General features: G+C 55.6%; 13 protein-coding genes. 5 read left to right on the top strand and 8 right to left on the bottom strand.

Annotated features, from left to right (window positions below; genetic code table 11):
• Positions 1-708: 708 nt before the first annotated feature.
• Complete coding sequence (locus B5D61_RS14220) at positions 709-1,875, bottom strand: pyridoxal phosphate-dependent aminotransferase (protein WP_078814049.1); 1,167 nt, start codon at positions 1,873-1,875, stop codon at positions 709-711.
• A 165-nt stretch (positions 1,876-2,040) separates the two neighbouring features.
• Positions 2,041-2,793, bottom strand: a complete 753-nt coding sequence (locus B5D61_RS14215; RefSeq protein WP_078814237.1) for an SDR family NAD(P)-dependent oxidoreductase — start codon at positions 2,791-2,793, stop codon at positions 2,041-2,043.
• Positions 2,794-2,946: 153 nt separating this feature from the next.
• Between B5D61_RS14215 and B5D61_RS14210 the strand changes: the two genes are divergently transcribed.
• The 3 genes from B5D61_RS14210 (at position 2,947) to B5D61_RS14200 (ending at position 6,687) form a co-directional block, all read left to right on the top strand.
• Complete coding sequence (locus B5D61_RS14210) at positions 2,947-3,822, top strand: class I SAM-dependent methyltransferase (protein ID WP_139373264.1); 876 nt, start codon at positions 2,947-2,949, stop codon at positions 3,820-3,822.
• A gap of 35 nt (positions 3,823-3,857) precedes the next feature.
• On the top strand, positions 3,858-5,174 hold the full coding sequence (locus B5D61_RS14205; protein WP_078814047.1) for a glycosyltransferase: 1,317 nt from the start codon (positions 3,858-3,860) through the stop codon (positions 5,172-5,174).
• Between the two features lie 103 nt (positions 5,175-5,277).
• Positions 5,278-6,687 carry an O-antigen ligase family protein gene (locus B5D61_RS14200; protein WP_078814046.1) on the top strand — a complete coding sequence of 470 codons (1,410 nt, stop codon included), beginning with the start codon at positions 5,278-5,280 and terminating at the stop codon, positions 6,685-6,687.
• A gap of 87 nt (positions 6,688-6,774) precedes the next feature.
• On the opposite strand, the gene B5D61_RS14195 is transcribed toward B5D61_RS14200, so the two are convergent.
• The 5 genes from B5D61_RS14195 to B5D61_RS14175 form a co-directional block, all read right to left on the bottom strand.
• Positions 6,775-8,103, bottom strand: coding sequence for a dipeptidase (locus tag B5D61_RS14195; RefSeq protein ID WP_078814045.1), 1,329 nt, complete (start codon positions 8,101-8,103; stop codon positions 6,775-6,777).
• A gap of 174 nt (positions 8,104-8,277) precedes the next feature.
• Positions 8,278-8,919, bottom strand: a complete 642-nt coding sequence (locus B5D61_RS14190) for a metalloprotease (RefSeq protein WP_078814044.1) — start codon at positions 8,917-8,919, stop codon at positions 8,278-8,280.
• A gap of 33 nt (positions 8,920-8,952) precedes the next feature.
• Positions 8,953-9,399, bottom strand: a complete 447-nt coding sequence (locus B5D61_RS14185; protein WP_078814043.1) for a hypothetical protein — start codon at positions 9,397-9,399, stop codon at positions 8,953-8,955.
• 264 nt (positions 9,400-9,663) lie between these two features.
• Positions 9,664-10,014, bottom strand: a complete 351-nt coding sequence (locus B5D61_RS14180; protein ID WP_217698982.1) for a nucleotide pyrophosphohydrolase — start codon at positions 10,012-10,014, stop codon at positions 9,664-9,666.
• Between the two features lie 40 nt (positions 10,015-10,054).
• The gene (locus B5D61_RS14175) at positions 10,055-10,594 is read right to left on the bottom strand and encodes a hypothetical protein (RefSeq protein WP_139373263.1); all 540 of its coding nucleotides are present in this window, start codon (positions 10,592-10,594) and stop codon (positions 10,055-10,057) included.
• Positions 10,595-10,827: 233 nt separating this feature from the next.
• On the opposite strand from B5D61_RS14175, the gene B5D61_RS14170 reads away from it, so the two are divergent.
• Together B5D61_RS14170 and B5D61_RS14165 are read left to right on the top strand one after the other, a co-directional pair.
• Positions 10,828-11,481 (top strand): 3-keto-alpha-glucoside-1,2-lyase-like domain-containing protein, encoded by a 654-nt coding sequence (locus B5D61_RS14170; protein ID WP_139373262.1) that lies wholly within the window; start codon positions 10,828-10,830, stop codon positions 11,479-11,481.
• A 56-nt stretch (positions 11,482-11,537) separates the two neighbouring features.
• Positions 11,538-12,722 carry a glycosyl hydrolase family 28-related protein gene (locus tag B5D61_RS14165; protein ID WP_078814040.1) on the top strand — a complete coding sequence of 395 codons (1,185 nt, stop codon included), beginning with the start codon at positions 11,538-11,540 and terminating at the stop codon, positions 12,720-12,722.
• On the opposite strand, the gene B5D61_RS14160 is transcribed toward B5D61_RS14165, so the two are convergent.
• Positions 12,699-12,975 (bottom strand): transposase (locus tag B5D61_RS14160; RefSeq protein WP_139373261.1); only part of this gene is annotated, 277 nt, incomplete at its 5' end. The genes B5D61_RS14165 and B5D61_RS14160 overlap by 24 nt on opposite strands.

Below are 12,975 nucleotides of genomic sequence, written 5' to 3'. Positions count from 1 at the left end.
CCTGGGAGACTAAATTTGAAGCGGGCAGCTTCCAGGCTCTTATGACCACGATAATTACTTAATTATTACATTCAGATGCTGCCATCCAAACCAACCTGATTGGGAAATCGAAGACTGCTTTGCCATTTCGTCGTTCCAACACCGTTGCTCTAGGAAAGGACCGAGATAAGCGGGTTAACAGTCTTTTTTGCTGTAAATTCAACGCAAAGAAGGGGAGAATTTAAGCTGTAAACGTAGAACTAGAACTCGGATGACGATTTACTGGCGCCTTCTCTTTCTCTTACACCAGGGCTAGATCTACAAACCTTCGGTCAGGTTGGCGGCCTCAAAACATTTTATGCAGAAACGACGCGACGCACTTGCTGCTTCATTAAGCGCATTAATATGATATTTACTTTTAATAATAAAGCTAATTTCGATTTGCTTTTACATTTCTGAGAAGCTCGTGAGCTCTAGGTGAAACGCATCCGAGTTAGTCACATTATAATGTGATTTAGTTATTAAAATATGTTTAGTTGCAAATTGGATTTCAAAAAGCCCGAAGAGGTATGACCAATCATTCAAACTGCCTGAAACTGAACAGATTCCGCCGTTCAGTGATCCTTGGCGAATCCACCTCGACGAAGGGCAGGCACTCTCCATGAAAAAGGGCAGATCCAAAGATCTGCCCTCCAAGAAGGTGATGTGCTGTGAGTTGACGCCCTCGGATTAATGCTGACCGCAAAACTCTTCAAAGCGGTCCATGCCAGCGTTGATCACATCAAGGCCAGTGGCGTAGCTGAAGCGGAGGGTGTATTCCGAACCGAAGGCGACGCCAGGAACGGCAGCCACTTTACCTTTGCTGAGCAGCTTCTCGCAGAAGTTGATGGACTTGATGCCGTAGGACTCAATGCCGACCAGGAAGTAGAAAGCACCCTTCGGCTCGACGACCTTGAGGCCTTTGATGGCCTGCAGGCGGCTCAGCATATACTGGCGGCGCACGTCGAACTCATCGCGCATGTCAGCCACGATCTGTTGATCCCCCTGGAGAGCGGCGATGGCACCATATTGGGCAAAGGTGGTGGGATTGCTGGTGGTGTGGCTCTGGATCGTGTCGATGGCGTCAGCGATCTTCTTCGGAGCCGCAGTGTAGCCGAGGCGCCAGCCTGTCATAGCATAGGCTTTGGAAAAACCATTGATGGTGATGGTGTGGTCGAAGATATCCTTGCTGATGCTGGCGATACTGACGTGCTTCTCTTCGCCATAGACCAGCTTCTCATAGATTTCGTCGGAAAGGATGAGGATGTCCTCAGCCGCAGCGATTTCACCGATGGCCTTCAGTTCCTCACGAGAATAGACAGAGCCGGTTGGGTTGCCTGGGCTGTTGATGATGATCATCTTGGTCATCGGGGACATGGCGTCCTCGAATTCTTCAGGAGTGATCTTCCAGTCGTTTTCCAGTTTGGTTTCGACGATAACCGGGATACCGCCCACCAGCTTCACCATCTCAGGGTAGCTGGTCCAGTAAGGAGCCGGGATGATGACTTCATCACCAGGATTCACGACGGCGGCGATTGCATTGTAACAGGAGTGCTTGGCACCGCAGTTCACACTGATCTGGGCAGGGTCATACTGGATGCCGTTATCCACCAGCAGCTTAGCCGCGATCGCCTCGCGCAACTCAATAAGGCCAGCGCTCTCCGTGTAACGGGTCTTGCCCGTGTTCAGCGCCTCGATAGCCGCCGCGGTGATATGGTCCGGGGTGTTAAAGTCAGGCTCTCCCGCCCCAAAGCTGAGCACATCCACGCCCTGTTTCTTCAGCGCCTTCGCCTGGCTGGTGATGGCAAGGGTCATGGAAGGCGAGAGTTCGGCGATGTTTTTGGCGATGAAGTCCATAATGGGAAAGGTGCGGTCTGGATGGTTGTGCGGGTTTCCCCGGGGAGGGCTGGCTAAAAAGGAGCGCGCAGCGGGTTTGTCAACGACAGGGGTGAGAGGGGGGCCACTCCTGCCACATTTCTTACCCCGAAAGATCGGCAGAACGAGACGGGGCGGATGTCATCTTCAGTAGGTGGCGCGGCCTCCCGAGAGATCAAAGACGCCTCCGGTCGTAAAGGAGCACTCCTCCGAGCACAACCAGGCCACCATGGCAGCGGCCTCGTGCTTCTGGCCGAACCGCCCCATGGGGATCTTCGCCAGCATGTAGTCGATGTGCGTCTGGGTCATCTGGCTGAAGATATCCGTCTCGATCACCGCCGGGGTGATGCAATTCACCACGACATTGGAGGTCGCCAGTTCCTTGCCCAAGCTCTTGGTCAGGGCAATAACCCCTGCCTTCGACGCACTGTAATGGGCCGCGTTCGGGTTCCCCTCCTTCCCTGCGATGGAAGCGATATTGACGATGCGCCCGTAACCATTGCTCAGCAAATGGGGCACCACCGCATGACAGCAGTGAAAAATTCCGGTGAGATTCACCCCCACCACCTTGGCCCACTCTTCGGGCTTCAGCTCCCAAGTCTTCGCGTTATTTCCGGCGATGCCCGCATTATTGACCAGGATATCCACCTTCCCGAGAGCGCTGACTGTTTCTTGGGCAGCCGATTGGCAGGAGGCCGAATCCGTGACATCCACTTGGGCTGTCACTACCTGCCCGAGGGAGGCGAGACTCTGCTGGGCCCCAGCCAGGGCTCCTGCATCCACATCCCACAAGCACACTGCCGCACCTGATCTCAATAAACGTTCCGCAATGGCATACCCAATACCGCGTGCGCTGCCGGTGACGATGGCGCTTCTGTTAGAAAGATCGATTTGATTCATGAGCGTAAATGGCGAGTCCATCATTAAAGAGAATGCCCCATGATGTTATCACAAAATTTTCTCCCTCAGTTGATTGATGCCTTACCCGGAATTATACGGACGGGTGAAGAGGCTTTAGCCTTCGCTAAGTAACTCCAAGACTCCCGAAAACTTATGGCAAACCCGCTCGTGCAGTCGATCAGACGTCTCATAGACGGTCCTACCCTCAACCTCTTCAGCAAGCCCCTGGCGAGCCGGGGGATGGATTATCTGCAATATCAACATCAACGAGCCCGCCGCCGTGTGGTTGAAAAACGTCTCAAGGAAAAAGGTGCTTACGGGGACATCGTGCAGAAAGGCCCGTTCAAAGGCTTCCAATATCCTTCGGAAGGTTACATCTCCTGCCGCTTTCAAAAAGTCATCGGCACCTATGAGCATGAGCTACACAGCTTGGTGAGCTACTTGGCCGCGAACCGCCGCTACACCCACATCATCAACATCGGCGCCGCAGATGGCTACTACGCCGTGGGGCTGGCATTGGCTTTCCCGGAATCTAAAACGGTGGCTTTTGAAATGCACGATCCGTCGAGGGCCACTCTCACCAAAGTCGCTAAACTCAACGGTGTCGAGAATCGTTTCGACATCCGAGGTGCCTGCGATCCCCAGGGCTTGATCGCTCTGGAAAAAGAGGTCAATCCTGAAACGACGCTGGTCGTATGCGATGTCGATGGTTATGAAATCGAGCTTCTGGTGAAAGGCGGCGTCTCTTGGCTCAATAAGGCCGACATTCTCATCGAACTGCATGACTGCCTGCGCAAAGGTGTGACTGACCAAGTGCAGAGCTTCTTTTCCCCCACTCATCACCTGACTAAGATCACCAACGCCGGTGTGGATTATAAACAATACCCTATCCTGCGTGATCTCCTTTTCCGAGAGATCAATGATTTGGTCAATGAGGACCGCAAAGGCCTCCAGGATTGGTTCTTCATGACCCCTGACGCCGCATTGCATCAGCAGGTCATGCAGTTACCAGGATCATACGTGGCCTAGGGGCCTGTCATACACGCTGAAGCTCTCAATCTCCGATGGTCCAACTGCTACGACTCAAAGACGAAATTCGGCATTCCACTTTCGCCCGTTCCCTCTTCGCCAGTGCATTAGCAGTCCGTGGCCGTCTTTCTGTAGACCTCGAAGAGAGAGCCGCTCGGTTGGCCCGCGCCTTTGATCTGGCTGAATCTCCGATTCTGAAGCAACGGATCCTCGCTAGTCTTCAAAAAAAGCCCGGGATCGAAAACGCCCCCCTTTGGGACGCCGTGGTTCGTTGTAATTCACGCTATCGTAAGGTCATTGCAGACGATCCTGGACTGAGCCGCAGCATCCTGCTGAAGACACCGTCCGAGGGAGGCGAGAAAGGCATCTTGTTGATGACCTTTGAATATAACTGGGCACGACTGTTAACCGCTCTCTCTGAAACGGAGTTTCGGTGGCTAAATGATCGCTACCATCTCGTCCTCTCTACCAGTTGGTCCCCCACCGATTACGCTGCCTTGGCCTGTGCCGTATCTCGCGTTCCAGGCACGGTGTATGTGCAGAGCTGTAATTATCAGGAGATTCCAATCATTGAGAGCTTTCACCCTCGCTTGAAGTGCCTGCCGACCCTGCCTTGTGACTGGATCAATCCCACCCTTTACCAGCCCCTGCCCTATGAGCAACGCAGCACCGACATCGTGATGGTTGCGAATTGGGGCGAGTTCAAACGACACTGGGAACTCTTCCAAATCCTGGCCCAGATTCCAGGAGAGTTAAAGGTGGTTCTCATCGGTCAAAAAGAGCCCGGCCGGACTCAAGACACAATTCGCCAACTGGCCAGGTCTTTTGGAGTGAACCACCACATCGAGATCCATGAATCCATCCCGATCCATGAAGTGGCTGCCCATCAATGCCGAGCCAAGGTCTCCGTCATCATGAGCCGCCGCGAAGGCTGCTGTGTGGCGGCAGTTGAGTCGCTCTTTGCAGGCTGTGCACTGGCCATGCGAGAAGATGCCCACGTGGGCCCGCTCGCCTACATCAACGATCAAACGGGCAGCCGACTCCGCCACGGCCACGCGGCAGCAGATCTGCAAGCACTGCTTCAGAAGACCCCGAAGCTCCGTCCCCACGTCTGGGCACAAGAGAACCTGGCCTGCCAAGTCTCCCACGCCAAGGTCAACGCCCTGTTCAAGTCTCAGAGTGAACTGGAAAATCGCCCCTGGACCCGGGACATCATTCAGCCGCAATGGAGGCCTCACCCGACTTACGCATCCCCCGAGGCAAAAGACGCTGTGCGCCCTGCTTATGAAGAACTGCACCAGTTCCGTCCAGACCTCTTCCCGGCGCATCTGCTGGATCGGAGTTGGAAATAGCCGTTAAATGTACACGAATGTTTCCAAAAGCCGTTTTGCTCTTGTTTGAAAGCTGTTGCAGCTTAAAGGAATTCTGACGTTCTAGCCGCCGCCTCGCCTCCTGATGGAATACAGAGCCGCTCTATTATTCCTATTTCTGTATTATATCCGGCCTCAAGATTGGATACCGGCGATGGTCGGCTTCAATATTGTGCGGCCCGTTATCCTCATCTGGATCGCCAGCTTCATGAATGCCCGGTCACGGTCTCCGGTGCCGGGAGTATTCAAGACCCCGCACGACTGGGCTATGCTGGCCTACTACGGATACATCGTGTGGACTTCGCCTGACTCAAATGGCACGTTCAAGGCCTTCTTACCCTACGTCGTCTTCTATTTCTTCACACTACACTCGCTTACCACCTGGGAACGGGTTTTAGGCTACCTGAAGTTCTGGAACTTTATGCTGCTCGGGGTGGCCTTCATGGCTGTGGCCAGTCTCTACGGCTTGGATCTGACCGGCGCCAAGGACATGACCTCCATGTTCTTTGACCGCCTCTGCATCGGCACTTGGCTTCACAATAATCCGAACGCGCTCGCTCACTCCGTCATCGTGGCCATTCCGCTCAGCTACGTTTTATATTTTTGGAAAGGCGGCTTCACGGGCAGAATCATCATATTCCCGCTCTGCTCGGCCCTAGCAGCACACTGTGCTTACAGCACCCAATCCAAGGGCTCTTTCCTGGTGGGCGGAGTGCTGTGTGTCTTAGTCTTTGTCATCGGCCGTCCAAAAGCGGTGCAGATCTTCGCCATCGCCATCGCCGCCACATTAGGCGTGTCCGCGCTGAGTTTCCTACCTCGCATGGAAAAAATGGGGAATCTTCGTGCCGATGAAGGTGTGCAAGGCCGCCTGATGGTGTGGGAAATGGCCCGTGAAATCACCCGCACCAAGTCCACAGGAGAAGGGTGGGGACAGTTTAAAGGATACATCATTTGGGAAGGCCAAATGGAAAATAAAGCCACCCACTCCAGTTACGTTCAGGTTGGTGCGGAGCTAGGCATCAATGGACTCTTTTGCTACCTCCTCCTGCTCTGGATCGCTGGGCGTTCGCTCCTGGTCGGTTCTCAGCTCACCCAACCCGAGACGGATCATGAACGCTGTCGTCGAGCAGCCATGCTTTTACTGATCGCGTATTGCATGTCAGGTTGGATGATCAACCGCCAATATCACAACGAATACTTCCTGGTGATCGCCGTAGCCGCTGCAATACACCGCCTGAATCTAGCAGAATTCAAACGTGCCCAAGATCTGCTCTTGCAGGCAGGAGCTGAAACATCATCATCGACAAATCCAGAAGCTGACGGAGAGAAAACCGCACCCCAACGACCCGAAGAGCAGATTCCTGAACCCTTGATGGCTTTCTTGAACAGTGGCAAAAGGCTCTGGAATCGCATCACGGCAGTGGACATCGGGGTAGGCGTCGCTGCCACATGGGCCGTACTGACCACCTGGGACTATGTGCTCAAAAACCTGTAGGCGAGTATTGGTGACGTTTCTCTGAAACCCTCACCAAAACTGGCCGAACAAAAGCAGCGAATCCAGAGGCCCTGTTAACGATCACCTTCACGCCCCCAACTCAGCGAGCAGGTTCTGATTCAGGCGAATGCCCGCTTCGAAGTTGGCAATCGGGAAGTTCTCGTTCGGCGCGTGAGCTTGGCAATCCGGCAGGGCCAGACCGAGAAGCAGGGTATCGGCATTCAGCACGTCCTTAAAGGCCTGCACGATCGGGATGCTCCCGCCTTCACGAATGAGCGCGGTTTTGCCTCCGAAGGTCTTCAACAAGGCCCGCTGTGCGGCCTGACCGAGTGAACCCTGGGGATCCATGAGGTAAGCCTGCCCCGTGTGACCGCGATAGATATCCAGGCGCACACTGGAGGGAGCTTTGGACTGGAGGTATGCCGTCGCCAAATCGAGAATCTGCTCGGGGTTCTGGTCCGGCACGAGGCGGAAGGATAGTTTAAAGAAAGCCTCACGTGGAATGACCGTCTTCGAGCCTTCGCCCTGATACCCACCGCCGATGCCATTCACCTCCGCCGTAGGGCGCGCCCAGCGGCGTTCGCGCTCGGTGAATCCAGGTTCGCCAAACAACTCGGGCACACCCGTGAGCATGAGGGTTTCTGCATCACCATCGCCAAGCTCGGCCCAGGCAGCCCGCTCCCAATCCTGGAGAGGTTTCACTGCCTCGTAAAAGCCAGGGATTTGCACCTTACCCTGCGCATCATGCAGCGAGGCCACCAAACGCGCCGCCATGGTGGCGGGATTGGGCACCGCCCCGCCAAAGATGCCGGAGTGCAGGTCAATGCTCGGGCCATGTACCTTCACCTCCATGCAGGCGATGCCGCGCAGACCGTACGTAAAGGTGCCGATGCCTGGGCCGACCATACCCGTATCCGAGATGGCCACCACATCACAGGCCAACTCCTCGCGGTGGGCTTCCAGGAAAGGCTTCAAGTTCGGGCTACCGATCTCCTCTTCACCTTCGAAGAGGATGGTCAAGTTCACGGGCAGATCGGCATGAGCCGCCAGGGTTTCAGCCAGCCCGGCTACGTGAGCCATCAACTGGCCTTTGTTATCCGTCGCCCCACGGCAGAAGATGACGCCATCGCGGATCGTCGGCTCGAAAGGTGGGGACTTCCATTCGGCAAAGGGTTCCGCCGGCTGCACATCGTAGTGGCCATAGAGCAGCACCGTGCGACGACCGGCGATGTGTTTGTTCTTCGCCACCACCACCGGATGCCCCGGAGTCTCATGCAGAGTGGTGCTCAGCCCCATGGAGGTCAGCTTCGCCACCAGCCACTCCGCACAGGCACGCGTATCGGCATGATGCTTGGAATCCGTGGAAACGCTGGGGAAGCGCAGGCAAGTGAGGAGATCTTCAAGGGCGGCAGACATGGAGTAAGCAGAAGCTGAGTTAAGAACCACTAATGAGGCACGAATCGACACTAATCACTGACAGATGTGAATCAAAATCATTCGTGCTCACGAGTTGCCCGAAGAGGTCCGTTTCCATAGGAATGCCGTCCCCCGCACACTCCATGTGCGGAAAGCCCAGCCTGCACCGATGCCTCAAGGCATCATGCTGGGGCGCTCACCTTGGAGCTGCTTCCAGTTGTTATACGCGAACATACCGAAGAAGATGGCGATGAAGATCTGCCCGCGTAAAGCCGCAAGAATCCCAAACCCGACGGCACAGACGAGGCTGATGGTCAGGGTGATCTTCATCCGCTGCGGACCGAGCACCGCCGCCAGGATATGCCCACCATCCAGAGGGACGATGGGGAAGAGATTCAGCACGGCCCAAAACAGGCTGACGTTCACAAAGGAACGCATGAAGTAACTGGCCATCAGGCTCGGGGTCTGCCAGGCATCCATCACCCACCACATGGCCACCCCGGCAGCGATCTGCACGAACGGGCCTGCGGCACTGACAAAAAAAGACTCACTGCGGCCAAACCGGCGCTCACTGGCCGCATAACCACCAAAGCTGTGAAACACCATGTGCACCTGCCGCGCCCCATAGTGATGCATGGTCAGCGCGTGCCCCAGCTCATGCACAAAGATGGAAAGCACCCCGGCAATGACCCAGACGAGCACGCGCTGCATCTCCTCGGGGGTATCCGCACCGATCAATCCACCCAGGAGCGCCAGCGTCAGCCAGAAGGTCCAGTGAATGATCACGGGAAAACCGAGGAAGGAAAAACGGAGCATGAGCTTGAAGCGGCACGAAGGAGCTTGCCGCCATTAGGCCGCCTGCTTCACTTCCCAGGTATGGATCGCAGGGTTGCAGATATCGCGAACGAAGGGCTTGGAATCGGCCTTGTCACCGAAGACATACACGCGTTTACGCAAAGTCAGCTTGGTGATCTGGAAGGCTGGGTTTTCCAAAGCGCGGTAGTAGTTAAGGATCATCTCCTTCTCCAGGTCCAGCGCACCGCCCTTCATGCCGTATTCCAGCGTGAAGCTAGCCTTGTCGAAAGCGAGGGTCTCGCCGTCACGCAGTGTCTGGCTGATCGGGTCCTGAAGCACCTGGCCCACAAAGGCTTCCAGCGCAGCGGCATCGCCTTCAAAGTCCACTTTATACACGGTCGTCTCCCGATAAGTCAGCTTCTGCGGCAGCGGCGCATAGAGCAGCTTCTGGCAGTCGCTTTCATGATCAAATTTACCGAGGATTTCGAAAAGACGTGTCATTGGAGAACGGCTTTTGATAGCGAGGAAGCCGGGGGATGCAAGAAATTGGACATCACGGACACAATCGGACGAAAAACCGTTTCTTGGGTTGCGATGGGGCCCATCTCGCATCAGGGGGGATCAACTTGGCCCCATCTCCAGTTAAGCTGGATCAAACGCCCACATGGATGGACCCGTGGAGCCTGCCAGGACCTGCCCCAGAGCGTTTTGTGAGGTGCCCTACCTGACCCAAGTAACAGCAGCCATCGTCAATGACAGAGACGTTTACAGCTCGTTGTATTTCAGATTGTTGCCGCGCGCTTTGTCGGCGGGGTAGCGTTTTTCGTTGCGATCCAGCTTCGCGCTCATGGCCTCGGCCAGGGGAATGTCCAGATTATGCGCCAGCTCGAAGAGCAGGATCGCCACATCGGCGATTTCATCGGTGATCTCGGCGCGCTTGGCCACCACCACCTCATCAATCTGCTCCGGCGTCTTCCAGACAAAATGCTGCATCAGCTCCCCAGCCTCTGCCGCAATGGCCACGGCCATGTCCTTGGGATTGTGAAAGGGCTTCCAATCACGTGCATCACGAAAGGCGCAGATGCGTTCGGTCAGGGCTTCGAGAGTCATGCTCATGGGCTAAGAAACACGGCGCTCGGCGTAAGTCCATGACCGATCACGCAGCGGAAGGCTCAGTCGTCGGCGGTAGCTCAGCCGCAGGCGTAGGTCGGTGCTTGGCCGAGAGCTTGAACGTGGAGTGATAACTGGCCAGCGCACGCAGACTGGCCCAATACCAGAACCCGCCAAGGCTGGCCACGGCGTTATAGCCGGCATCCAGAGCCGCCTCATCAAAACCATCCGTCCTAAGAGGGCCGATGAAAGATACGAAGGTCCATGCATACGCCACACTCACCAAGGCATGCAGACCCAAGAACAGCGCCCAAAACACCTGCCGGACATGATTCCCCGGAGCCCAATGCCAGAGCGTGACCGGGGGCTTCGGATAAGGATCGCTCATGGCTAGCCCCCAAATCATAGTCCAGGGCACGAGCAAGACAGGCAAGGTAAAGGCGGCGATGGCGGCCATGCCAACACTGTTCCAGACATGGTTGACATATTCGTCGCAAAACACCCAATCGGCCATTCGACAACCGCTGGTCAGGCTCAGGCAAAGCCCCAGGATAACAAGGGTGGCACGATGCCGTGGAATCTTCATAAGGTCGGGGGGGAAATGAAGTGCCTCAGGTTTTAAAGGCCCCGCCAGGGCAGAGTCAATCTTAAAAGCAGACCTGTCTCCCCCGCGCTCACCAGGGAATGACGTTGCCCTCAACCCATCAGGCCCACTTCCCCATCCACCATCCATTAATCCACCTCGCCCCCGTCTTATCCTTGCTGCCCGCCCGCTTTCCTCGCATCTTGAGCGCTCCTTCATCCCTTTTCTCTCACCCCATGCGGCGTCTCTCTGGTCTTCTCGGTTTGGTCCTGCTCCTGCTCGCCAGTTGCGGTCGCCACCCGCCCCCGGTCGCCCCGCCCCCGCAGGTATGGCATCTGCTGGAGGGAACTGCAGCCGCGCAGTGGCAGCAGGCAGGGATTCCCGATGAGGGCACCATCGAAGTGAAAAATGGCGAGCTGCATCTCAGCGCCGGTCTGCCCATGACCGGGGCCAAATGGCTGGGCTGGGATGACCACCTGCCGCAGACGAACTACGCCATCGAGTATGAAGCCCAGCGGGTGGAGGGGGAGGACATCTTTGGCATGGTCACCTTCCCCGTCGGCAGTCACGCCGCCTACGCCACCTTCGTTCTCGGCGGTTGGGGCGGCACCGTGACAGGCATCTCCAGCATCAACTTTAAGGATGCCAATGAGAATCAAACCCGCGGCGAGCAGCGGTTTGAAAACGGCCGCTGGTATCGCGTGCGGGTGGAGGTGCGTCCTGAGGATCTGCGGGCCTGGGTGGAGGATCGGATCGTGGTGAATGCCACCATCAAAGGCAAGAACATTACCCTACGCCCCGGTTTCATAGACCAATGCCTCCCCTTCGGCTTCGCCACTTGGGGAACGACTGCCAAAGTGAGGAATGTGGTGGTGGAGAGGTTGCGCTAGGTATCCGTTTCAGCGGAACCTTTGAAGAGAAATGCACCCAACAACGTTAGATTCCTATGTGGAGTCTCCCCCTCGAAGTAAAAAGCCATTTCCTACGCTCCTTCTTTGGTTTCTGCGCTGCCGTGTTGTGTCTCTTTGTTGGCTGTCAGACGCCATCAACTGCGGCTGAGTCTGGTCCGATTTCCGCACTGACAGTCAATGTTCGTGAGATGGGAGCGAAGGGAGATGGAGCCACTGATGATACCTCCGCGATTCAAAAGGCACTCGACGGTGGTAATCGCACTGTGGTCATTCCTGCTGGCAAATACATGATCAGCGCTGCCTTGCTTCTGGATTCTCATACTAGCCTGCTTCTGGATGAAAAGGCGGTGATCCGGCTGGCTGATCATTCAGGCAACGACGTGAATCTCTTTCTCTTAACGAACCGAGATCGCAAGCAAGGCAATCAGGACATTACCGTCGAAGGCGGAACCTGGGATGGAAACAACGAGCACAATGTTCGCGGTCTACCCGAAGAAATGCCCTGTTACACAGGAGTGGCCCTCAACTTCATCCAGGTCCAGCGACTCACTTTGCGCAATCTGACCATTCGGAATCCAGACGCCTATGCCATCCGTGCCTGCCATATCGAAGACTTTGTTATCGAGCACATCGGATTCGATTTCAGTGTCTTGCGAATGAATCAGGATGGTGTGCATCTGGATGGCTTCTGCCAGCGTGGCACCATCCGCCATCTAACGGCCCTTTCACCTTTTGCGACCAACGACGATATGGTGGCATTGAATGCAGATGATGGTAGTGCCAAGGAATATGTCATTCAGCAGGACATGGTGCCTGGCCCAATCAGAGATATCACAGTCGAGCACCTACGGGCAAAAAGTGCCTTCACTTTTGTGCGGCTGCTTAGTCATCAGGAATTGATAGAAAATGTCACCGTGAGGGATGTGGAAGGAGGTTGCCGATTCTATGCGGTGAATATGGATCGGTGGCGTTTTCCTGAAGGGGGTGGAAACATCCACAACGTGACCTTCCGCGATTTTAGGATCCGCAAGATGCCTGACGATTTTAGCCAACAACGCTCACCGGGGCTGCGGCCGCTGATCCACATTCAGACAGCGGTAAAAGGCCTGGAAATGGAAAATTTTATAAGACCTTCAAGCGATGAAGCAAACGCACCAACCTTGGTCCTGGACAATGGTCAGCAAAATCAAGTGCGCCTAGAGCGTGTTATGAACTCTTGAGAAGAGGGAGTTAAGCATCAGCACGGCAAAGGCCAGCCAGTGGATGCCTGCCAGGGAGGTCGTCAACCGTTCATAGTCTCTTGCCAGACGCCGGAACCGCGCTGACCAAGCAAATGAGCGTTCTACCACCCAGCGCCTGGGCAGTAACACAAAGCCCTTCTTGGCTTCTTGAAGTTTCACCACTTCCAGCCTGATGCCCTCTGTTTGGGCAGCTTCGGCGGGCTGCTCTCCTGTGTAACCTTGATCCACATAG

Source organism: Prosthecobacter debontii, from assembly GCF_900167535.1.
GTDB lineage: Bacteria > Verrucomicrobiota > Verrucomicrobiia > Verrucomicrobiales > Verrucomicrobiaceae > Prosthecobacter > Prosthecobacter debontii.
The sequence above is the reverse complement of the archived record's forward strand: the minus strand, read 5'-3'. Positions and strand labels throughout refer to the sequence as shown.

Coding starts and splice junctions, on each gene's coding strand:
- B5D61_RS14220 (WP_078814049.1), bottom strand. CDS start 1,875: ATGGACTTCATCGCCAAAAACATCGCCGAACTCTCGCCTTCCATGACC.
- B5D61_RS14215 (WP_078814237.1), bottom strand. CDS start 2,793: ATGAATCAAATCGATCTTTCTAACAGAAGCGCCATCGTCACCGGCAGC.
- B5D61_RS14210 (WP_139373264.1), top strand. CDS start 2,947: ATGGCAAACCCGCTCGTGCAGTCGATCAGACGTCTCATAGACGGTCCT.
- B5D61_RS14205 (WP_078814047.1), top strand. CDS start 3,858: ATGGTCCAACTGCTACGACTCAAAGACGAAATTCGGCATTCCACTTTC.
- B5D61_RS14200 (WP_078814046.1), top strand. CDS start 5,278: ATGGAATACAGAGCCGCTCTATTATTCCTATTTCTGTATTATATCCGG.
- B5D61_RS14195 (WP_078814045.1), bottom strand. CDS start 8,103: ATGTCTGCCGCCCTTGAAGATCTCCTCACTTGCCTGCGCTTCCCCAGC.
- B5D61_RS14190 (WP_078814044.1), bottom strand. CDS start 8,919: ATGCTCCGTTTTTCCTTCCTCGGTTTTCCCGTGATCATTCACTGGACC.
- B5D61_RS14185 (WP_078814043.1), bottom strand. CDS start 9,399: ATGACACGTCTTTTCGAAATCCTCGGTAAATTTGATCATGAAAGCGAC.
- B5D61_RS14180 (WP_217698982.1), bottom strand. CDS start 10,014: ATGAGCATGACTCTCGAAGCCCTGACCGAACGCATCTGCGCCTTTCGT.
- B5D61_RS14175 (WP_139373263.1), bottom strand. CDS start 10,594: ATGAAGATTCCACGGCATCGTGCCACCCTTGTTATCCTGGGGCTTTGC.
- B5D61_RS14170 (WP_139373262.1), top strand. CDS start 10,828: ATGCGGCGTCTCTCTGGTCTTCTCGGTTTGGTCCTGCTCCTGCTCGCC.
- B5D61_RS14165 (WP_078814040.1), top strand. CDS start 11,538: ATGTGGAGTCTCCCCCTCGAAGTAAAAAGCCATTTCCTACGCTCCTTC.